Origin of the sequence: Vibrio sp. 1751, from assembly GCF_033339895.1 — a bacterium.
Lineage (GTDB): Bacteria > Pseudomonadota > Gammaproteobacteria > Enterobacterales > Vibrionaceae > Vibrio > Vibrio alginolyticus.
Genome location: NZ_JAWOVM010000001.1, coordinates 46348 through 67116, shown reverse-complemented (window position 1 = coordinate 67116; position 20769 = coordinate 46348). Strand labels below are relative to the sequence as shown.

The window sequence follows — 20769 nt, the reverse complement described above, 5'->3', positions numbered from 1 at the left end:
GAGGATAAGCACATGGAAGCGCCTTATCAAAAGTCTTGGTTTAAGAAAGGACAAGCGAGTCAGAAACAAGAACGCTCGTCTCGCTTTTCTAAGCATGACCAAGCAAGCAAACTGAACCAACTTTTAGAAGACCATTCAATAGACCTCGACGCGAACCACAAAGGTTTTGTCTCGATTGTCGGAGCAGGGCCGCACGATCCTGACTTGTTAACGGTAAAGGCTGTAAAAGCGATTATGTCGGCAGAGGTTCTGCTGTACGACCGTTTGGTTAACAAAGATATTTTGGAGTTGGCTTCGCCACAAGCCGATTGGATTTACGTGGGCAAACGATGCGGACAACCTAGTATTGGTCAGGAAGAAATTTGTGACTTGATGGTATCGCTCGCTCAACAAGGAAAGCGAGTTGTACGCTTAAAAGGGGGAGATCCTTTTGTATTTGGCCGTGGAGGCGAAGAAGCATTAGCGCTCGTCAAACACTCAATCGCTTACGAAGTCATCCCCGGTATTACTGCTGCGATTGGATGTTCAGCAAACAGCTTGATTCCGCTGACTCATCGTGGCGTTGCTCGTAGCGTTACCTTTGTGACGGGGCAAGTGGTAACAGGCGCATTTGAAGCGTGGAGCCAACTGATGCAAAGCGGACAAACGTTAGTCTTCTATATGGGGTTAGAAAAGTCATCGCAAATACAAACGGGTTTATTAGGCTCCGGTTTGAGAGCAGATTTCCCTGTCGCGATCATCACTCATGGTTGCAGCCCTCAACAACAAGTGCACGTTACACAACTCAATCAGCTCAATGATTTATCGATTACACTTAAAGGCGTGAGCCCAGCATTGATTGTGATGGGAGAAGTTGTCAAACTGCGCGAACAACTAATAGAAACCGTACAGTCAGTGACGGAATACGAGGGAATATGAGCAGCATTTTGGAATGTATTAGAACAGTCGGTCGTGGCGAACGTGGTAGAAAACCACTGAACTTTGACCAAGCGTTTCGAGTTATGGATGAATACCTAAACGGTGAGTGCGACGACGATCAGATGGCAATGCTATTGATGCTGATCCGTGTACAGAACGAGACTCAACAAGAAATCGCTGGCTTTGTGAAAGCATTCCAATCCCGCATGCCTGCTATTGGTGCAGACATCGACTGGCCATGTTATGCAGGTAAACGTGAAGCGGCAGGTCAACCTTGGCACCTGTTGGCAGCGAAGATCCTCGCCGATAATGGCCATAAAGTGCTGATGCACGGCTATCACGACCGTCAATCTGGTCGTTTACACGCTGAAGACTACCTCGACAAATTTGCTATTACGAAAGCGGAATCAGCAGAAGACGCAAAGCGTGTGTTAGAAACACAAAACATTGTGTATCTACCGCTGAGTTCGTTTGCTCCTCAAGCAGAAACCATGATCGGTTGGAAGAATCGTTATGGGCTTAGAACGCCGATTAATACCGTGGTTCGAGCATTGAATCCGGGGCAGGCGACGGTTGGTATTCGTGGTAGCTTTCATCCCGGGTTCCAACAACTTCATGCTGAAGTCGAATTCGAGATTGGCAAAACCGCTCATGCCGTTGTGTCATTCAAAGGACAATCGGGTGAGTCCGAATACAACCCGAAAGTAAGCCAAACAGTATGGTTAAGCCAAACAAGCGGCGTGACATCGCATTACTGGACGGAACAAATGCTGTCTGAGGTGCCAATGCCTGTAAACTGCCCGTTTGGAACGTCAGAAGACGACATGAACCAAATGGCAAATACGGTTCTTGCCACAATGACGGTGGTGCTATTTGCACAAATGCACGACAGAGAAAAAGCATTCGAACGTGCCTTCTCTTACTGGCAAGCCTATTGCGGCCAACAATAACGCACTATTGTCAATTAATGTAAAACCAACGACGCAAAGTTGTTGAATCTGAATCCATTATCTATTGTTTGAAGAAGGTAAAAGATCCTAGCTCGCCAATGATGTGTTTCACCACCTTGCTCCGTATCAGAGTGGTGAAACCGCAGTTTTAGCCTCAATCGCGTTCGTTTCTCGCTTCGCTTTTGAGAATGAGAAATTCCCATATGGTAAGACACAGAGGACATGGATAATGGTTCTAAAGCATACCACTCCTAGTGAAAAGGCTTCTCACCCAATCCCGCAAGAAGCCTTCGATTGGTACGACGAATACGCCCACGGAAAAATCACGCGCCGTGAGTTTCTTAACAGGCTGGGTGGCCTTGCGGTGCTTGGCTTTAGCATGACAGCACTGGTCGATGCGTTAACCCCGAATTACGCTCTCGCAGAACAAGTTTCATTTAACGATCCTGACATCAAAGCAACTTACGAAACCTTTCCATCTCCAAATGGGCATGGAGAAGGGCGTGGTTATTTGGTGATGCCACAGAAGAAGACCTTAAAATCGCCGACCGTGTTGGTGATTCATGAAAATCGAGGTCTGAACCCTTATATCAAAGATGTCGCAAGACGACTTGCAAAAGACGGCTTTATTGCTTTCGCTCCAGACGCGCTTTATCCACTCGGCGGCTATCCGGGGAACGACGATGAAGGTCGCGCGATGCAGAAAGAGATGGACAGAGCCAAGATCGAACAAGACTTTATTGCAGCCGCTAACTTCCTCAAACAATACGAGGGTGGCAACGGTAAATTGGGCGCGGTTGGATTCTGCTTCGGTGGATACATTGTCAATATGCTTGCAGCGGTAATGCCTGAAGAGCTCGATGCAGGTGTGCCTTTTTATGGAACACCAGCTGCGCAAGAGATCCAAAAGCAAGTCAAAGGGCCGTTGATGATTCACTTTGCAGGGCTCGATAAGCGTGTTAACGACACATGGCCTGCTTATGAGCAGCAGTTAATTGCAACCGACGCTCAGTATCAAGCGCTAATGTATGAAAACGTCAACCACGGCTTCCATAACGACTCAACGGCACGCTACGCACCGGAAGAAGCAGCGCTCGCTTGGGAACGTACACTCGGCTTCTTCAAAGAACATCTCGCCTCTAGTTAAAACGCTTCAGCTTTAGTTGGCACATTCCTTGTTATGTCTCTCTTAGTGAGTGAGATATAAACAAGGAATGTGCATGACTCAATCAACGTCAAAAACACCCATCATAGTATGCTGTGATAGCCTCCAAGAGCAGGCTCGATTGTCCGGCTTATTGAGCAAAGATTACGACAACATCATCGGCTGCCAATTGGCACAACTAGAAACGTTGATGCAACGAGAACCGTCGGCAAGCGTTGTGGTTGGATGGCAGCAACCAACCGCGGAACTGCGTTTGATCGTCGATTTCTGCCGCAGAAAATCGGCACCACTTCTTATCGTCTTAAAGCAATTATCATCCAATGATATCAATCGGTTATCAGAAAAAATGGACTATGTTCTTATGCCGCACGATAGTGAGTTTGCACTTCAACCTTGGATTGAACATGCGACATTAGTGAGAGCGAAATTCGAAAGTATGCAATCGGAAATTGAATTACTGACCAATAAGATTGAAGAGCGCAAGCTGGTGGAAAAAGCGAAAGGTCTTCTGATGAAGATGCACAGCGTTGATGAAGATCAGGCTTATAAAGCGCTAAGAAATTCAGCCATGCAATCGAGCCAAACGCTCGCACAAGTTGCCAAGAATTTGATAACTACTTTGGAGGTGCTTGATTAGTCGTTCTACCACTTTGGGGTTATAGTGCGTTTTCTAACGTGGTGCGTGTTGCACTATCAGCAAGCAATAACAGGGAATAACAAACGGCAAGATATACTAATCTATTGTATTTACTGTGAAAAATAAGTTGGCACAGTAATTGGATTAGAAGAATTGGGTTTATTGTTGAATCGCTTATCTCAATTATCAACGGCGGTAATTGTAGACTTAGCAACGGCGCTACTGCTCTTCGGAGTAGTGGCGCTTTTTTTATGGGAGCAAACCAATGAAATGGAGTTCGATGCTGAAAGTGTCAGCAATTTCGTTATCGGTATTCACCGCGGTCAGTGTAAAGGCAGAGTTGGGTGAGCCAGAAATTGAAGATCTGAAGTTTGGTTTTATTAAGTTAACCGATATGGCACCGCTGGCGGTTGCTTATGAGAAAGGCTTTTTTGAAGACGAAGGCTTGTACGTCACTTTAGAAGCACAAGCAAACTGGAAGGTGCTATTAGACCGAGTCATCGACGGTGAGCTTGCTGGCGCGCACATGCTTGCTGGTCAGCCATTGGGCGCAACGATTGGTGTCGGCACAAAAGCGGAAGTGATTACCGCGTTCAGTATGGATTTGAACGGCAACGCAATCACGGTTTCCAATGATACTTGGGAACAGATGAAGCAATACATTCCAAAGCAACCAGATGGCAAGCCAGTTCACCCAATCAAAGCGGATGCACTGAAGCCTGTGGTCGACAGCTATCTGGATAAAGGCAAACCGTTCAACATGGGGATGGTGTTCCCTGTATCGACGCACAACTATGAGTTGCGATACTGGTTAGCGGCAGGTGGGATTCATCCAGGTTTTTACGCACCAGACTCAGGCGATAACAGTGGCCAGTTGGATGCTGACGTTCTTTTGAGTGTTACACCGCCACCACAAATGCCAGCAACAATGGAAGCGGGCACGATCAAAGGGTACTGCGTAGGCGAACCATGGAACCAACAAGCCGTATTCAAAGGCATTGGTACGCCAGTCGTGACCGACTACGAGATCTGGAAGAACAACCCAGAGAAAGTATTTGGTGTTTCCAAAGCTTGGGCTGAGAAATATCCAAACACGCACATTCGCGTAGTGAAAGCCTTGATTCGAGCGGCACATTGGTTGGATGAAAACGACAATGCCAACCGCCAAGAAGCAGTGAAGATGCTATCAAAAAGCGAGTACGTCGGAGCCGATGCCGAAGTTATCGCCAACTCAATGACCGGCACATTTGAATATGAGAAAGGCGACAAACGAGACGTGCCAGACTTCAACGTGTTCTTCCGTCATAACGCCACGTATCCGTATTACAGCGATGCGATTTGGTATCTAACTCAAATGCGCCGTTGGGGACAAATCTCAAGCGAGAAATCCGATGATTGGTACATGGATGTGGCAAAAGAGGTTTACCGTCCAGATATCTACCAACAAGCGGCTCAAGCGCTAATTGAAGATGGTGTGTTGAGCAAAAAAGACTTCCCAGATTTTAGTGCTGAAGATGGTTTCCGTGCGCCACAAACACACTTTATCGACAACATCGTTTATGACGGTCGCGAGCCAAACAAATATCTAGAGAAGTTCTCTATCGGGCTTAAAGGAAAAGACAAGGTTTAACCATAACGATAAACGCCACAGGCGAGGGAATTCACTTGTGGCAACAAGGATGTAAATTTCTTAGGAGTGAGTATGTCTAGTAATGTCATTTCCCTTTTTCCTGCTAAGCAGGTAGTGAACCGAAGTCGGTTGGTACTTTTGCCCGTCATTGGTTTGCTGATCTTTTTGGCAATGTGGCACTTAGCAGCGAGAGAAGTGCAAACCTCATTAGGTACGCTACCGGGGCCTGTGCAAACTTTTCAGCAGTTCAGCAACCTTGTCGATGACCATTGGCAAGAGCGAGAAAAGGAACAAGCGTTTATCGAACGTCAGGAAAAACGCAATGCTGCGAAGTTAGTCAAGAATCCGGACGCGGAAGTGAAGATTCGTCCCTACACAGGTAAACCGACGTTCTTCGACCAAATCATAACAAGCTTAGTGACCGTAACTGCGGGCTTTTTGCTGGCGACGGTTATCGCGATTCCGCTTGGCATCGTGCTTGGTCTGAATCAAGGGCTGTATCAAGCGTTCAACCCAATCATTCAACTGCTCAAGCCCGTATCACCTTTGGCATGGTTGCCTATCGTCACTATGGTGGTGAGTGCCACTTATGTGAGTGATGACCCAATGTTTGCTAAGTCGTTCATCAACTCTCTGATCACTGTAGCGCTGTGTAGCTTATGGCCGACGCTGATTAATACCGCAGTGGGTGTAACGAGCGTTGATAAAGACTTAATCAACGTGAGTAAAGTGCTTCAACTTTCGTGGTGGCAGCACATTCGTACCATCGTTTTACCTTCTGCCATTCCAATGATCTTCACAGGTTTGCGTCTCTCTTTAGGTATCGCTTGGATGGTGTTGATTGCGGCAGAAATGCTCGCTCAGAACCCGGGGTTAGGCAAGTTCGTTTGGGATGAATTCCAGAACGGCAGCTCGGCATCATTGGGGCGCATTATGGTGGCAGTCATCACCATTGGTTTTATCGGTTTGATGCTCGATAGAGGCATGCTGCAACTTCAAAAGTGGTTGTCTTGGAATAAACAACAAGCGTTGAGATAAGGGAAAAGATCATGGAAAAAGCATTATTAGATCTAACGCGTTTAGGGATGCGATTCCCAACGCCAGATGGCGAGTTCATCGCGCTTAAGAACGTTGATTTACAAATCAATAAAGGTGAGTTTGTATCGCTGATTGGCCACTCTGGCTGCGGTAAATCAACGGTATTGAACTTAGTCGCAGGGCTGCACATGCCAACAGACGGCGGCGTGATCGTCGATGGACGAGAAGTAGCTGGACCGGGACCTGACCGCGCGGTGGTGTTCCAAAACCATTCATTGTTACCTTGGCTCACCGTATATCAAAACGTTGAGCTAGCTGTAAAACAAATTGCCGGCAAAAAGGGCAAAGCGTGGATTCAGGAGCAAGTGAATCACTATTTGGAGTTGATTCAAATGCAGCATGCTGCGCACAAAAAGCCGGATGAAATCTCGGGCGGTATGAAGCAGCGAGTCGGCATCGCGAGAGCACTGGCACTTCAACCAAAGGTTTTATTGATGGATGAACCATTTGGCGCGTTGGATGCGTTAACTCGTGCGCATTTGCAGGATGCACTGATGAGGATTCAAGCCGAGCTAAACAACACCGTGATCATGATTACTCACGATGTGGATGAAGCGGTGCTGCTATCCGACAAAATCGTGATGATGACCAACGGACCGGCAGCGACCATTGGTGAAGTGTTGGAAGTGAATCTACCTCGCCCTCGCGAGCGTGTCGCACTGGCGGATGATGCGCAGTATCAGAAGTGTCGACAAGCAGTGCTGAAGTTCCTTTACGAGAAGCAATCCAAAGTCGAGATTCCTGCTTCGAAAGAAGACAAACCCAAAACCGCAGCGCAAACGGCATAAGGAGGCAGCGATGAACAGTCCTTTAACGATTCCAGTAAAGAACACATTAAGCCACATCGTTGTGGTAGGCAACGGTATGGTCGGGCAACATCTCGTCGAGCAATTAGTGCAGAAAAACGCGCATTTGGAGCACCGAATTACCGTGATTGGTGCAGAGCGTTTTATCGCGTATGACCGTGTACAGTTGTCTTCTTTGTTTGCGGGTAAGTCTCATGATGATTTGATGCTGAGTAACCAAGAATGGTACGACATGCATGGCATCCAACTCGTACTTGGCAGCCAAGTAACAGGCATCGACAGAGAGCAAAAGCGCATTCTGCTTGATGGTGAAGATGTGCTGGGTTACGACCAACTCGTGCTCGCGACCGGCTCGTACCCATTTGTGCCGCCAATTGAAGGTAAAGACCGCGACAACGTGTTTGTCTACCGCACGCTTGATGATCTTTCACAAATCAAAAAGGCATGTGAAGGTGCAAGAACAGGCGCAGTGATTGGCGGCGGCTTGTTGGGTTTAGAAGCGGCAAACGCACTCAAACTGTTGGGGCTAGAAACTCACGTCATTGAGTTTGCACCTCGCCTGATGCCCGTACAGTTAGATGATGGTGCTGGCTTAGTGCTAAAAGAGAAGATTGAGGCGCTAGGGCTAACCGTTCACACCTCAACGGGTACGGAACGAATCTGCGATGGCGAAACGGCTAAGCATCGCATGGTGTTTAAAGACAAAGATCCTCTCGAAGTGGATGTGATTGTCTTTTCCGCAGGGATTCGCCCTCAAGATGAGCTGGCAAAAATGGCTGAGCTAGAAGTAGGCGAGCGAGGCGGTATTGTGATTAACAACCAATGCCAAACCAGCGATGAGAATATTTATGCGATTGGCGAATGTGCTCTTTGGGAGCAGAAGATCTTTGGTTTAGTCGCACCCGGTTACACCATGGCGAGAACCACTGCCGATGTCCTGACTGGAATGCCAAGCGAAGGTTTTAAAGGTGCAGACATGAGCACCAAACTCAAGCTACTTGGGGTGGATGTGGCGTCTATCGGCGATGCACAAATGCAAACCGAAGGCGCACAGGAGATGGTATTGCAAGATGCGGTTGCAGGCATCTACAAAAAGCTGGTGGTTGATGCGAGCGGTACCCAATTACTAGGTGCGATTCTCGTCGGTGACAATAGCGACTACGATGCGCTCTTACAGTGTTATTTGAACAAAACGGTCCTGCCAGACCACGCTGCGAACCTGCTATTTGATACCGAAATGCTGGACGGAGAGATGCCAGACAGCGCCATCATCTGTTCTTGTCACAACGTCACAAAAGGTGACTTAGTTGCCGAGATTCAAGCTGGCACCACCAACCTGACGGACCTCAAAGCCAACACCAAAGCCGGTACTGGCTGTGGTGGCTGTAGCAATATGGTCAAGTCGGTATTGGATACTCAACTGGCAGCCATGGGGGTAGAGGTTAACAACCACCTTTGTGAGCACTTTGAGCTCAGTCGCCAAGAGATGTTCCATATTTGCCAAGTGGAACAAATCAAAGACTTCGATACCTTAATTGCACTGCATGGCAAAGGGCATGGGTGTGATATTTGTAAGCCGACAGCGGCATCTGTGTTCGCTTCTTTGTGGAATGAGCACATCATGGAGCCTCAACATCAATCTCTGCAAGATTCTAACGATGCTTTCATGGCAAACCTGCAAAAAGATGGTTCTTACTCGATTGTACCTCGTGTTCCGGGCGGTGAAATTACACCAGACAAACTCATCGTGCTAGGCGAAGTTGCTCAGCAATACGATCTGTACACCAAGATCACTGGCGGTCAGCGCGTGGATTTATTTGGTGCGCAGTTAGAACAGCTTCCTGAAATCTGGCAAACCTTAATTGATGCTGGTTTTGAAACAGGGCACGCCTACGGAAAATCGGTCCGCACCGTGAAATCTTGCGTCGGTTCTACTTGGTGTCGCTATGGTGTTGATGACTCGGTCGGATTAGCTATTGAGTTAGAGAACCGCTACAAAGGATTGCGAGCGCCCCATAAGCTTAAGTTTGCCGTATCGGGCTGTACTCGCGAGTGTGCAGAAGCGCAAAGTAAAGACATTGGGGTGATCGCCACTGAAAACGGCTGGAATCTATATGTGTGTGGTAATGGCGGCATGAGACCAAGACACGCTGATTTGTTTGCATCCGACTTATCCAAATCAGAGTTGATCGCCATGATCGACCGAGTATTGATGTTCTACGTCAGCACAGCAGATCGCTTGCAGCGTACGTCGGTGTGGATGGAGAACATGGAAGGGGGCTTAGACTACCTTAAACAAGTGATTCTGGATGACTCTCTGAATCTATGTGACTCTTTGGATGAACAAATGGCACGAGTCGTAGATACCTATCAATGTGAGTGGAAGAGTACGCTGGATAATCCTCAAAAACTGCAACGCTTCCGTCCTTTCTTGAACAGCACGTCGGGCAGCAAAGTCTTGCCTTGCCAGCGTGTGCGCGGACAGCGTATTCCAGTGAAACAGGAGGTGTAAATGGCAGCGTTAACCAAAGTGAAATTGTGTCAGCTTGATGACCTAATGCCGTTCATCGGTGCCACGGTGTTGATTGAAGGCGAGCATGTCGCGCTATTCTACATTCCTGATAGCGGTGTTTACGCCGTTCAAGATTGGGACCCAATTGGTAAGGCTTATGTGATGAGTCGAGGGATTGTCGGTGATATTGATGGTGAGATGTGTGTTGCATCACCACTGTATAAACAGCACTTCAGTTTAAAGAATGGGCAATGTCTGGAAGACGAAGCGCACTGCCTAAAAACGTGGCAAGTAACGATCGACGATAATCAGGTTTGTTATTTAGCCGAAGAATGATCCTCGAAATTAGTTTGCTCGATATGAGTAAATTCTTAGCGTAAGAGATAAGCGAATAAAGCTCCAGAGACAGTACAGTATGGCTCTGGAGCTTTTTACTATTTGGAAGGATTCACTTGTAGTTCGGTATAGCCAGTCGAGTCGTCCATTGCTCTGGTAAACTCAAGTTTTGAGTAAGAATGGATGATCAATTCTGCGGTAGTATCAATCACTGTGCCTTCCAGCAAATGCCCACCCCAAACTCGTCCTTCACGATCAGACACCGAGATATGAACGTGCTGATGCTCAGGCGTTAGTGTTCCCATCACAGAGACGATTTCAAATGGCTCTTGTTTGGTTAACGTACTCTCTGCACCTGCCAAACGAAGGTTGAGGTCAGAGACACAACCAACGCATGAAGCAATCGAGCCTGCTTTGATACCATGTTGCTCGACCAATTTCGCTAGGCTCAGCTTTAAGTCCATGCCTTTGGTAAGACGTACTGCTATCACTTCAATCGACATGTCACTTCCTAATCAAAACCAGCAAGCAGGAAAGCGCCGTATCCAAGTCGGCATAACGTTTGGCTTTGCCAAGTACGCGCATGCCTTGCATGTTGTTGAGAACAAAACGAGCGAGTTCTTCTGGTTTCAGCGTTTTCGGCACTAAGGTTTCTTTCTGCGCATTGGTCAGCGCATCCGCAATGATGTCGATAAGATGGTCAAATAAGAAATGCCCTTTACGCAGTACATCATCGTCTTCACCAGCGTGCTCAATCAACGCATTTTGAATAAAGCACCCACAGTTGCGTTTGCGTTGCAGCTCAGCAAAAGATTTAAGGAACGATTCCAACTCAGGTAAGGACGCGTCGTCTTTTTCCAAATCATTCAGTGACGGTAGCGAGACCTTTTTCAAGTAGGTATCGAGCGCTTCGTAGTAGAGCTGTTGCTTGTCACCATAGGTGTTGTAAAGACTGAAGCGGTTGATGTTCAACTCGTCGGTGAGATCCGAGATAGACGTGTTCGCAAAGCCCTTGCGCCAAAACACATCCATAGCCACGAGAAGCTTTTCATCTCGGTCGAAGTTGGCTTTTCTTGCCATAAATTACCTGCCTGGGTCTGCTTATCGGGTAATTAAATTGCTTTGGAGGGATGGTACAGAGAACCTCTAGCGTCCGAACTGAACCAATATGATGAATACCCATCTATTCTTGGGTATCAGCCTCCAAATTCATGTGAACTCACAAACGGCATCAAAAATCTCGCTCAGCAAACAGACCCACAACTGTTTGAAAATTTTTGATAGTGAAGTTCTTGACTGATCGTTTATAAACTGGCTACAGTATATCCTAACCAATCGGTTAGAAAAAGATAAAAGGATGTGAAATGAAGCTCTATGAAACCGCAATGACTCCAAGTTGTAAGCGAGTTAGCATTTTTCTAAAGGAAATCGGTGGCGAGGTTGAGCGAATTGCGCTGAACGTTCGTGAGGGCGATAACCTATCTGAACCGTTTAAATCGAAAAGCGTGAACGGCAAAGTGCCTCTACTGGAACTGGATGATGGCACGACGATCTGTGAAAGCGTGGCGATTTGTCGTTACCTAGATGAAGCGTTTGAAAATGATCTGGCGCTGTTTGGTGCTAACCAGCTCGAACGTGCTCAGGTGGAAATGTGGCATCGTGTGGTGGAGTTCCAAGGACTAAATGCGGCATTTCAGGCGTTTCGAAACATGACCGGAGTTTATGGAGACAGAGAACGTTGCGTTGAAGCATGGGGCGAAGAATCAAAACAACGCGTCTACGAATTTCTGCCTGTCTTAGACAAGCGTCTTGAACATAATGATTTTATCGCCGTAGACCATTTTACTATTGTCGATATAACAGGCTTTATTTTGATCAGCTTCGCAATTAAAGGCCTAGAAATTGATGTGCTATCGACGTCGCCAAACATTGCTCGATGGTATAACCAAATTTTAGCTAGACCTGCATTTCAGAGTTAATGTATTGCAGCGAGTGGATGATAGCTCGCTGCTACCACCTTACCGATTCTTAACTCAGCAGGATATTCAAATTTTTTCAGATTTTTCTTATTTTTTCTCCTATCGCCTATAATTGGAAAAACAACCTCAATTTGCTTCGTTGCGTTTTAGAGCCTCGAGCTCTTGGTCCGTAGACGCTCTCTTTCATCATGGAAAGTCTAATAATAGACAAGGAGAGGTCATGAGTATTCAAGTGAAAACTATCAATAATATTCTAATAGCCCTGTTAATGGTTTCGGTTTTTGGTCTATTCGCACTGTACCTCAATTACACACAGCAGAATGAACAGATTGAAAGGCTGCAAAGTCAATTAATCGAAAAAGAGCATCAGATACTAATTTCTAATGAAGCGTTGTCTTACACTCGATATCAACACCAATTATTAGCCGAAGACTACAGCCGTTTTAGAAATGAGCAGTCAGTGACTAGTGTTTTGCGTTAGCCAGTATAGCAACCGTATTAAGGAGGAAGATGAAATCCATTCTTTTGGTCGATGATAGTAAAACAGTCCTGCTTTACATCAGCAGTGCATTGGAAAAGCAGGGCTATGAAGTGGTTGCAGTTGAAGACGGAAGAGCGGCGCTTGAAGTGCTAACCCACCGCCCTGATATTCAGTTTGTGCTGAGTGATTTAATGATGCCTGGAATTAATGGTATTGAATTGTGTCGCCAATTAAAATCTAAAGTTAGCGAGCGTTACATTTTCTTTGTTCTACTGTCTTCTAGAAATGACCAAAGTTCGATCGTGAAAGGCATTGATGCTGGCGCAGATGATTTCGTAGATAAGAAGACGTCTGTAGAGGAACTTCAGGCCAGAATCCGTGCGGGGTTTCGTACTTTAGAACTGCACAACAAACTCGTTGAGAGAAATAAAGAACTCGATGCGGCCTATCAAACAATTCACCAAGACCTGCAGTCTGCGAGTCATCTGATGGAGCAACTACTCCCTGCTGAATCAACTATCCAAAATATACAGTTTAGTTATGTCTACAAACCATGCTCCCAGATTGGTGGTGATATGTTGGGGTATTTGGAGCTCGATGAACAACATGTTGCGTTTTATGTATTTGATGTTTCTGGTCATGGTATTTCTTCAGCTTTGATGGCTTTTTCTATTCAACAGACGCTATCTCAAAGTCAGGGGCCTGATTCGATCACGATGGAGTTGAGAGATGACGGCTATTGCGTAAGTGAGCCTGCATCTGTGATTGAACGGCTAAATCGGCGTTATCAGCAAACTAGAAACAGTCAACATTACTTTACTATGGCTTACGCCATTCTTAACACAAAATCAGGGCGACTTAGCTATTGCACGGCTGGCCACCCTAGGATCTTAGTTTGGCGAGCGAGTACGAAAACGATGGAACAGATAGGTGACGATAACTTTATCGTTGGTGCAATGCAGCCGATGGAATATATCGGTAACCAAATTAGTCTGGATGAGGGCGATGCATTGTGGCTTTATTCGGATGGTTTGATTGAAGCGAGGCAGGGTGAGGAGATGTTTTCACTACAACGATTGGCATCGAGTATAAAAGTTGTTTGCACGCTGACAGTTGAAGACCAAGTGGGAGACGTCTTTAAAAAAGTACAATCTTGGCATAACGAAGATGAGTTTGATGATGATGCCAGCCTTTTACAGGTAAAATGGCATGGTGAGAGGCTCGATTTTAAGGAAAAGAATGTCAAAGAGCGAATTTAAACGAACTTACGGGAGCTCCCTTACTCACTCACGAAGTGCGAGCAAAGACGTTGTTCGGTTTTTGATGGGTCATCAAATCCCCTTAAATGCAATTCAATCATTGGAGCTTTGTGTCGTTGAACTCATGAATAACGCTTATATTCATTCTTACAGTGAAATAGAAGGCCTACCAATTGAAGTGGAGTGTAGGGTTGGGGATGACCAAGTGTCCGGTTTCGTGGAACTGAGAGTCTCTGATTGCGGAGCGCCGATCAATGAAAAGACGTTCATCCAACATAAAAATAAACAGATTGAGGCACCTAACTTAATGGATGACGATAGTTGGTCCTCCTCAGGTCGCGGACTGATGTTAGTCGCTCAATTATCTGACCTGTTTACATTGGAAAAAGGTTTCGAAAACAATACGTTTGTTGTAGTGAAAAGGAATAGGGAGAGAAACTAACAACCAAGCAAAGTCGATTTGCTTCACTTGGTCCCTAGCGTTAATCTGACGGTTGCGTTGTATATCATTGTTATTTTGTATTCGTTGTTGGTGCCGGTGATAGTAACGCCTCCAACTCTTCTGGTGTTAGAATATCACTGATGTTTAACATATTACTTTCATCATCTAGCGCCATCTTTGTACGGTTAAGTAAGTACCTTTTTTGAGTTGGTGTTAAGTCTTTGAGAGACTCAATCAACTCCCTGAAATTGCTATTATTCATTGCCATATTTCCCCCAGTTAAGCCTTGAATTTCTTTATTGCATATTCTTCAAGTAAGTGAAGATTTGTTGATTAATTGCAGCTAGCTCTTTAGTAACTATAGCTATATCTGAGCTATCTGGCGCTGTATCGTTTCTGGTTTTTTCTTCTATTCTTTGAAACGCAATGACCGCGGTGTCTTCTCCGAAACTCTCTAAAATGCCCTTTAAACTATGAGCTAATAGATAGAGTTCTGACCAACATTTGCTTGCATATAGCTCATCTATACGCTCTATATCATTCGTGTGATCTTCAAGGTATGTAGAAAAAACAGTGACGATCAGATCTACGTCGTTATCCATGTATGTATTGAGAACATCAAAATTAATCATGTATACCCCTATTAAACGTTGAGGTAGAGGAATGTTTCGGATAATGAAGGCTTAGCCGAAGGTATGAATGGCATAACCAGTATTTGAGCAGAAATAGTTTGCTTGTCGCTTGAGATAAACTTACAAAAAGAAAGTCATTGTTAAAGATATTTTGACTTATATCCAAACGGCAATGGTCGAAATGTAGGGATGAAAAAACTTCAACTCGCGTGTTTTTAACACAAGTAGCAAAGGGGATGTTTCCAAGTAAAACGCCGAGTCGGTAAGTGTCTTGCAGTCCTAGTTTAAGGCTATCGTTACATACGGACGCCAGACGTTCGCCAACTTTGACTATTCCTTCAGTCAAGGCTAACTCTCCTCATTAAGTACAAGTATAAATTAGCAATCTAGTTGCATATTGGCAAGTAATCTACGGCAAAAAAGGGACTCGCGTCCCTTTTGTATTACTAGCTTTGCTTAGAGTCCTGTTCTATTTGCTTCATAAGCTCGTTGGCTTTCTTCATAGCGCGTCTTGCGCTTGAAGTCCTTCGCTTATTAAGCAATATATCGGAGAAGCGTAAGTATTTATCAGCAGTTTTGAATCTTAAATCGTTAACATCCTGAAAACCAATAGGAAAGTTTTTCGAGAACAGATCCACATCCTTCACCAAGTTATCGAGATGAGTTGTCGTCCTTGCCTTTTCTAGGCGAGAATAAAAGTTTTCAAACTCTTCTTGGAACAGGATTCTAGCGGCATCTTCTGGAAACGGTAGAGGGCTGTTGGAATCTAGCGCTGTCTCATATAATTTCATTTCCAGCACTGCATCTTTCATCGCATTACTTATCTGTAAGTTCTCTTGATGCTCTTCTACGTTTGAAAAGAAGGTGTTCCCAACCTTAATAAGAGCAACAAGTGCAGCTGCGTCTTTCTTTTTGAGTGCTTCAGTGAGGTGCTGACCGAAAACATCGCTAGATAACGAACTTGGCGTGAAAGGATAACCTTGATGAATCTGATTTAACTCATCCTTGAGCTCATAGATGGATTTACTGCCGTCTTCTTTACTGTACCGAGACTTTTCAAGTTGACTGTTGATTTGCCTTGCTATCGAAAGTAACGTGGAGTGCTTGCTTGACTGAATATCTAAGGCAAGAACTTCTATTTTATGTGAGTCAGGGTAGTAGGTTTTTGCTTTATCAAGTATGGACTCAATTTCATCATAATTCGGGTAGTTGTTGGCATCAGAATTCAAAACCTGATCAATTTCAGATTCAAACTCGCTGAGAATATAGGTCTTGTGTAAGCGTAATAAGCCAGCCTTAACGACTGGATGTAAGCTTTTTTCACTATCAATCAGTGCCAAACTTTTTTCTGCTGGCGTATCAAGCTGCCACTCTTGTCCGGCAATTTGATCATTTTGCTTGCTAATAACGGTTTCCAAATTGGCGATGGTTTCTTGTTGCTGCTGATAACCAAATACAATGCCGCTAACTAATAATATACTCGCTGCCGCGCCGCTAGTGATAGGCCAATAGCGCATATTCAATTTGCGTTTCAACTGCTCAGGGGTCAGCTCGTTCGGAATGATGCCAGTTGAAAATACGCTTGAAAATATTGGCCACTTAGATGCAGGCATGTTAGTTGGTTTAGAGACCTTGATCTTCTTTTTGAGAGCTTCATTAACTGGAGTTCTTGCGTAAGGGTGTTTGCAACTCAATAGCTCGTAAGCAATACAAAATAGAGCAAACATATCGTCGCTTAAGTTCGGTTCCTTACCGGATAACAGGTTGAGTGATGCATAGTTGGGAGTATAACCAAGCGTTTCAACATTTTCGGATTTACGTTTAGCCGCATATTGATCCTGCTTTAATTGATGAGTTTTAGATACACCAAAATCAAGCAACTTAACGTTACCCTCAGACGTTAAAATCACATTAGCGGGCTTTAGGTCGGCGTGCACTACACCAAGAGAGTGAGCATATGAGAGTGCATCGAGTACCTGATTTAGGATTGATAAAGTTGCATTAAACTTCAGCCCATGGGGCCTAGAACGCTGTATTAAACTCTCTAATGTTTCTCCGTTAATATACTCCATAACTAAAAAGTATATTTCGCCATCAACACCAAAATCAAAAACCCTAATGATATTAGGGTGGCTTAACCTTTGAGTTTGTTGAGCTTCACGTATTAACATGCGTGCAGTCTCTGGTTGAGAAGCAAACTCTTTCTGTAATATTTTTAACGCAACGTAGGGTGTTTCTGAACCTGAAGATTCAAGAATCCTATCTTTAGCTAAGTAAACATCGCAAAGCCCACCATGCCCAATAACCGACTCAATTTCATACCGATTTTTAACGGTCGCTCCTATTAAGCTTTCGTTAATAACATCTTTGTTATTATTTAATGAGTCATCTTTATTGTTTTTTTTCTTATTAACTAACGGAGTGTTTTCTTTTTGAGACAGTTTTGTATTTGTTTCATTTTTATTTTTAACGGAGGTTTCATTATTAGTGAGTTTGGTTGATTTAATTGCATTGTCTCGTTTTTGAGTCTTTACAATTTTAGTTTTATCTCCGCTTTCTTCGTTATTTATAGAATTGTTTTTATTACTGTCTTCCATCACAAGAACTCCGTATAAATGATGGGGGAATATATACCTTTCTGCTCAATGAAAAGTCATTATGTTAGAATTTCTCGGCCAAACTAACATTCGTTTTTTTATTGATGAAAGTCTAAGTGTCAAAAATTTGAACTTGGTTGGATAATTAAAATTGTTGAACAATACGTGATTGCTTTGATAAAAAAATGATTCATTATTCCGTGCATGATTTTCAATGGCAGTATTAAGATTTTTATTAATCTTACTGTTAATAAAAACGCAGTTAATAATAAAATTAAAAATAATATCTAGCAGGTCTTTGGCGAGGTTTACATGAAGTTGGTTTTAACCATAACAAGTTTTCACAAATTTACTCCAGAGATTGAGAGTGAGTTCGTGTTTGAATCAAGTGATGAACATGCCAAGGTTACATTTGGTAGGTCTGAACAATGTGATTGGACACTACCAGATCCTGAAAGAGTGGTATCCGGAACCCACGGAGAACTGATTAAGTTTGGTGACAAATACTTGATAAAAGACCTCTCAACTAATGGTACTTTTGTAAATAATGCTGTAACTCCTGTGGGTCAAGGAAATGAAATAGCACTAAGCGATGACGATATGGTTAGCTTAGGGGATTATCAAATTTCAGTTTCTATTCAAACAGATACAGATGTATTCAGTCTTGAGACAAGTAAAAGTCTTTCTAGCGCACCCCCTGAAGTAGTCTCAAGTCCATCGGAAGCAGAATTTGTTGACCTAGGCCTTAGTGCTAGTGAACTCTTAAACGAAAGTGTTCCTTCTGACTTTCAGCTAGATATTGGTTTAGTCGATGATTTTATTGATATTCCAAAGCCCGAAAAACAGAGCACCGTATCTGAAACTTTACCGAAAGTTAACCGACAATCAGAACACCTATCGACTCCCAACTTTGATACCAATGGGGGTGAACTTGCGGCTTTTGTTAGAGCGGTGGGTATAGATCCAATGATGATTCCCAGCGATAACCGAGAGGAATGGTTCGAACAACTGGGGGAGTCATTTTCTTTGATGCTAGTTGGTTTAATGGAAACACTGCATAACAGAGCAGTGTTTAAACAAACAAATCGACTTAGTCATACCGCATTTCGTAAGTCAGAAAATAACCCTTTAAAGTTTTCTGCAAACTTAGAAGATGCGATTCATAACTTATATAACCGTCAAACCGCTAGCTTCTTAAAGCCAAATGCAGCCATTAAAGAAGCATTTAATGACATCGAAAGTCATGAGCAAGCCTTAATGAAAGGTGTTGAAGGTACGGTTTCGAGTGTTATGTCACTTGTTGAACCTACTTCTATATACTCAGATGCTTTAGCGAAAGACACGGTTATTAATAAGGTTATTCCAGCTAGGAAATATGCTCAAAGTTGGAAGAGGTTTGAGGATATTCATGAAAAGCTATCCGATGATATTATCAATAAAGAGTCTCCGTTCTATTTAGAAGACTTCGCTAAGCACTATGAATTAGCATTAAAAAACAAAGGCTAGGAATTAGGGTGATGAAAAAGTTTTACCAATATATTTTGTTATTAATTTCAATAGCTTTATTTGGGTGCTCAGCAGCGAACCTAGTTGTTGATCCATACTCAGATTTAGAAATAGCAGCAAGTCATAACATTAATCCTGATTCAAACGGCAGGCCTTCTCCTGTAGTGGTGTATGTATTTGAATTAACGTCAAATACCATTTTCGAAAGCCAGGACTTTTTTTCTATTTATGAAGAAAGTGAAAAAGTCTTAGGACCTGATTTAGTGAATAAATATGAAGTTTCATTAACTCCAGGTCAGAAAGAAACATATCAAGCAAGTATGTCTCCAAAGACAGAATATTTAGGCATTGTCGTAGCGTTTCGAGATATTGAAAACTCAAATTGGCGACAAGTCATTAAAGTGGATAAGACCGGTTACAACACATATCAAGTATTGTTAGAAGATCTGTCTTTGGTCGTTAAATAACGTTTAGTTGGCTAATTATAAATGACGCAATACTCCAAGACGGCTTGGTGCGAAGGAATGTTTTTACGTCCCCAGCACTTCCAACAACAAGAACGCGCAACCTCTCAAGAATTCAAGGGCTTACATCAGTTAGGTGGGGCTTACAATTGGGGAGTTTGGAAATGTCGAGTAAAAAAACACGCGCTAAAAGATGGTCTTATTGAACTTGAGCATCTTGAAGCTGTTTTGCCAGATATGACGTTGGTTAATACGTTAATATCCAACGATTCAGTTTCGCCTCTACTTATTGATAAAAACACTGAAAATACGTTAGTAAAAATAACTCTCCCTCTTTCAAGTGTTACAGGTAAAAACGTTTCGGATGTAAGCGAATCGATCGTCTCTCGTTATGTACTTCAAGATATCGACGTGATAGATAACCTTACAGGACAAGATGAAGAAACCATCCAAGTTGCAGCCCTTAACCTAGAGTTGAAAGCGAGTAATGACAAATTAGCGGGTTATGTGGAGTTACCTATCTTAAGGATCAAAGAGGTAACTCCTGAAGGGGAAGTTATACTAGACGATGAGTACGTTCCTCCGCTTATCAACCTCCTTAGCGACAAAGTTATGTCAGCTTATCTACGTAACGTTATCGCGATGACAAAGATGCGTGCTGACGTTATTGCACAGCGCTTGATTAAGGGTAAATCTGCATCGGCATCTGCTGTTGATTTCATCATGCTCCAAATGCTGAACCGATATGAGGCGAAGTTAAAGCATTTCAGTGAGTTAGATAGGTTACATCCACTGGAATTAGCGACGACACTTAAAGGTTACATTGGTGAGTTAGCCACTTTTTCTAATAAAACTAAAAGAGTCCCAAGTTTGCTTGCGTATGATCACTTAGATGTATCAAGTGTCTATAGCGAGTTGAATCAGATACTCAGTCAGTACCTCAGTGTTGTCCTTGACCAAACTGCGGCCAAACTTCCGTTGGAGCCTCGCCAATACGGTATTCAAGTGACGCCGCTTCCAGATAAACGCTTGCTTGAGTCATGCCAATTTGTGCTAGCAATTAAAGCAGACACCACAACAGATGAAATAAGACGCCTGGTCCCAGCGCAACTCAAGTTTGGCCCGGCAGAACAGATTCGCGATCTAATTAATAATCAGATCAACGGTATAAACGTAGTGCCGTTGAGTGTCGTCCCGAGACAGATTCCTTACCAAACGGGCTATGTTTATTTCGAAGTTGTCAAGAAAGGGCCATTTTGGATGAGGCTAAAAGATAGTGGCGGTATTGCGCTTCACCTATCAGGGCATTTTCCGAATGCTGAACTTGAGCTTTGGAGTATTAATCAATAGGCGCGCT

The 20769-nt window shown here is 43.9% G+C and carries 21 protein-coding genes; 16 read left to right on the top strand and 5 right to left on the bottom strand.

The features are described 5' to 3' along the window. Positions 1-12 precede the first annotated feature (12 nt). From cobA to nirD, 9 genes are all read left to right on the top strand, one after another. Entirely contained in the window at positions 13-918 is a 906-nt protein-coding gene (gene cobA / locus R7041_RS00290) for a uroporphyrinogen-III C-methyltransferase (protein ID WP_206949036.1), read from the top strand. Next, positions 915-1868, top strand: a complete 954-nt coding sequence (locus R7041_RS00285; RefSeq protein ID WP_206949035.1) for a glycosyl transferase family protein — start codon at positions 915-917, stop codon at positions 1866-1868. Before cobA ends, R7041_RS00285 begins: the two co-directional genes overlap by 4 nt. 229 nt (positions 1869-2097) lie before the next feature. Continuing rightward, positions 2098-3015, top strand: a complete 918-nt coding sequence (locus R7041_RS00280; RefSeq protein ID WP_005375880.1) for a dienelactone hydrolase family protein — start codon at positions 2098-2100, stop codon at positions 3013-3015. A gap of 73 nt (positions 3016-3088) precedes the next feature. Beyond that, positions 3089-3670 (top strand): ANTAR domain-containing response regulator, encoded by a 582-nt coding sequence (locus tag R7041_RS00275; RefSeq protein ID WP_025767697.1) that lies wholly within the window; start codon positions 3089-3091, stop codon positions 3668-3670. Positions 3671-3935: 265 nt separating this feature from the next. Beyond that, on the top strand, positions 3936-5300 hold the full coding sequence (locus R7041_RS00270; RefSeq protein WP_017818739.1) for a CmpA/NrtA family ABC transporter substrate-binding protein: 1365 nt from the start codon (positions 3936-3938) through the stop codon (positions 5298-5300). Positions 5301-5372: 72 nt separating this feature from the next. Next, complete coding sequence (locus tag R7041_RS00265) at positions 5373-6338, top strand: ABC transporter permease (RefSeq protein WP_079401738.1); 966 nt, start codon at positions 5373-5375, stop codon at positions 6336-6338. Between the two features lie 11 nt (positions 6339-6349). Then, positions 6350-7186, top strand: a complete 837-nt coding sequence (locus R7041_RS00260; RefSeq protein WP_206949034.1) for an ABC transporter ATP-binding protein — start codon at positions 6350-6352, stop codon at positions 7184-7186. A gap of 10 nt (positions 7187-7196) precedes the next feature. Then, positions 7197-9716 carry a nitrite reductase large subunit NirB gene (nirB, locus tag R7041_RS00255; RefSeq protein WP_206949033.1) on the top strand — a complete coding sequence of 840 codons (2520 nt, stop codon included), beginning with the start codon at positions 7197-7199 and terminating at the stop codon, positions 9714-9716. Continuing rightward, on the top strand, positions 9717-10052 hold the full coding sequence (nirD, locus tag R7041_RS00250; RefSeq protein ID WP_061009143.1) for a nitrite reductase small subunit NirD: 336 nt from the start codon (positions 9717-9719) through the stop codon (positions 10050-10052). A 98-nt stretch (positions 10053-10150) separates the two neighbouring features. On the opposite strand, the gene R7041_RS00245 is transcribed toward nirD, so the two are convergent. Together R7041_RS00245 and R7041_RS00240 are read right to left on the bottom strand one after the other, a co-directional pair. Then, positions 10151-10555, bottom strand: a complete 405-nt coding sequence (locus R7041_RS00245) for a PPC domain-containing DNA-binding protein (RefSeq protein WP_047477492.1) — start codon at positions 10553-10555, stop codon at positions 10151-10153. A 1-nt stretch (position 10556) separates the two neighbouring features. Further along, positions 10557-11132, bottom strand: a complete 576-nt coding sequence (locus R7041_RS00240; protein ID WP_005375904.1) for a TetR/AcrR family transcriptional regulator — start codon at positions 11130-11132, stop codon at positions 10557-10559. 284 nt (positions 11133-11416) lie between these two features. On the opposite strand from R7041_RS00240, the gene R7041_RS00235 reads away from it, so the two are divergent. The 4 genes from R7041_RS00235 to R7041_RS00220 all read left to right on the top strand — a co-directional run bounded on the left by R7041_RS00235 (position 11417) and on the right by R7041_RS00220 (position 14213). Further along, positions 11417-12031, top strand: a complete 615-nt coding sequence (locus R7041_RS00235) for a glutathione S-transferase family protein (RefSeq protein ID WP_005375905.1) — start codon at positions 11417-11419, stop codon at positions 12029-12031. A 220-nt stretch (positions 12032-12251) separates the two neighbouring features. Continuing rightward, positions 12252-12512, top strand: a complete 261-nt coding sequence (locus R7041_RS00230) for a hypothetical protein (RefSeq protein ID WP_017820228.1) — start codon at positions 12252-12254, stop codon at positions 12510-12512. A 29-nt stretch (positions 12513-12541) separates the two neighbouring features. Beyond that, entirely contained in the window at positions 12542-13771 is a 1230-nt protein-coding gene (locus tag R7041_RS00225; RefSeq protein ID WP_064369223.1) for a PP2C family protein-serine/threonine phosphatase, read from the top strand. Beyond that, positions 13752-14213, top strand: coding sequence for an ATP-binding protein (locus tag R7041_RS00220; RefSeq protein ID WP_025998580.1), 462 nt, complete (start codon positions 13752-13754; stop codon positions 14211-14213). Before R7041_RS00225 ends, R7041_RS00220 begins: the two co-directional genes overlap by 20 nt. A gap of 70 nt (positions 14214-14283) precedes the next feature. Here the strand turns inward: R7041_RS00220 and R7041_RS00215 are convergent, their stop codons facing one another. From R7041_RS00215 to R7041_RS00205, 3 genes are all read right to left on the bottom strand, one after another. Beyond that, the gene (locus tag R7041_RS00215) at positions 14284-14475 is read right to left on the bottom strand and encodes a hypothetical protein (protein ID WP_206949032.1); all 192 of its coding nucleotides are present in this window, start codon (positions 14473-14475) and stop codon (positions 14284-14286) included. Positions 14476-14509: 34 nt separating this feature from the next. Then, positions 14510-14845, bottom strand: coding sequence for an Hpt domain-containing protein (locus R7041_RS00210; protein ID WP_031781126.1), 336 nt, complete (start codon positions 14843-14845; stop codon positions 14510-14512). Between the two features lie 446 nt (positions 14846-15291). Then, on the bottom strand, positions 15292-17442 hold the full coding sequence (locus R7041_RS00205; RefSeq protein ID WP_064369224.1) for a serine/threonine-protein kinase: 2151 nt from the start codon (positions 17440-17442) through the stop codon (positions 15292-15294). A 312-nt stretch (positions 17443-17754) separates the two neighbouring features. Here R7041_RS00205 and tagH point away from each other — a divergent pair, with 312 nt between their 5' ends. Genes tagH through tssK form a run of 3 tightly spaced genes read left to right on the top strand, consistent with a single transcriptional unit; the run spans position 17755 to position 20762 of the window. Then, complete coding sequence (gene tagH / locus R7041_RS00200; protein WP_206949031.1) at positions 17755-18948, top strand: type VI secretion system-associated FHA domain protein TagH; 1194 nt, start codon at positions 17755-17757, stop codon at positions 18946-18948. Between the two features lie 11 nt (positions 18949-18959). Further along, complete coding sequence (gene tssJ / locus R7041_RS00195) at positions 18960-19415, top strand: type VI secretion system lipoprotein TssJ (protein WP_005375933.1); 456 nt, start codon at positions 18960-18962, stop codon at positions 19413-19415. 21 nt (positions 19416-19436) lie between these two features. Then, positions 19437-20762 carry a type VI secretion system baseplate subunit TssK gene (tssK, locus tag R7041_RS00190; RefSeq protein WP_082240190.1) on the top strand — a complete coding sequence of 442 codons (1326 nt, stop codon included), beginning with the start codon at positions 19437-19439 and terminating at the stop codon, positions 20760-20762. Positions 20763-20769 lie beyond the last annotated feature (7 nt).

Coding starts and splice junctions, on each gene's coding strand:
- cobA (WP_206949036.1), top strand. CDS start 13: ATGGAAGCGCCTTATCAAAAGTCTTGGTTTAAGAAAGGACAAGCGAGT.
- R7041_RS00285 (WP_206949035.1), top strand. CDS start 915: ATGAGCAGCATTTTGGAATGTATTAGAACAGTCGGTCGTGGCGAACGT.
- R7041_RS00280 (WP_005375880.1), top strand. CDS start 2,098: ATGGTTCTAAAGCATACCACTCCTAGTGAAAAGGCTTCTCACCCAATC.
- R7041_RS00275 (WP_025767697.1), top strand. CDS start 3,089: ATGACTCAATCAACGTCAAAAACACCCATCATAGTATGCTGTGATAGC.
- R7041_RS00270 (WP_017818739.1), top strand. CDS start 3,936: ATGAAATGGAGTTCGATGCTGAAAGTGTCAGCAATTTCGTTATCGGTA.
- R7041_RS00265 (WP_079401738.1), top strand. CDS start 5,373: ATGTCTAGTAATGTCATTTCCCTTTTTCCTGCTAAGCAGGTAGTGAAC.
- R7041_RS00260 (WP_206949034.1), top strand. CDS start 6,350: ATGGAAAAAGCATTATTAGATCTAACGCGTTTAGGGATGCGATTCCCA.
- nirB (WP_206949033.1), top strand. CDS start 7,197: ATGAACAGTCCTTTAACGATTCCAGTAAAGAACACATTAAGCCACATC.
- nirD (WP_061009143.1), top strand. CDS start 9,717: ATGGCAGCGTTAACCAAAGTGAAATTGTGTCAGCTTGATGACCTAATG.
- R7041_RS00245 (WP_047477492.1), bottom strand. CDS start 10,555: ATGTCGATTGAAGTGATAGCAGTACGTCTTACCAAAGGCATGGACTTA.
- R7041_RS00240 (WP_005375904.1), bottom strand. CDS start 11,132: ATGGCAAGAAAAGCCAACTTCGACCGAGATGAAAAGCTTCTCGTGGCT.
- R7041_RS00235 (WP_005375905.1), top strand. CDS start 11,417: ATGAAGCTCTATGAAACCGCAATGACTCCAAGTTGTAAGCGAGTTAGC.
- R7041_RS00230 (WP_017820228.1), top strand. CDS start 12,252: ATGAGTATTCAAGTGAAAACTATCAATAATATTCTAATAGCCCTGTTA.
- R7041_RS00225 (WP_064369223.1), top strand. CDS start 12,542: ATGAAATCCATTCTTTTGGTCGATGATAGTAAAACAGTCCTGCTTTAC.
- R7041_RS00220 (WP_025998580.1), top strand. CDS start 13,752: ATGTCAAAGAGCGAATTTAAACGAACTTACGGGAGCTCCCTTACTCAC.
- R7041_RS00215 (WP_206949032.1), bottom strand. CDS start 14,475: ATGAATAATAGCAATTTCAGGGAGTTGATTGAGTCTCTCAAAGACTTA.
- R7041_RS00210 (WP_031781126.1), bottom strand. CDS start 14,845: ATGATTAATTTTGATGTTCTCAATACATACATGGATAACGACGTAGAT.
- R7041_RS00205 (WP_064369224.1), bottom strand. CDS start 17,442: ATGGAAGACAGTAATAAAAACAATTCTATAAATAACGAAGAAAGCGGA.
- tagH (WP_206949031.1), top strand. CDS start 17,755: ATGAAGTTGGTTTTAACCATAACAAGTTTTCACAAATTTACTCCAGAG.
- tssJ (WP_005375933.1), top strand. CDS start 18,960: ATGAAAAAGTTTTACCAATATATTTTGTTATTAATTTCAATAGCTTTA.
- tssK (WP_082240190.1), top strand. CDS start 19,437: ATGACGCAATACTCCAAGACGGCTTGGTGCGAAGGAATGTTTTTACGT.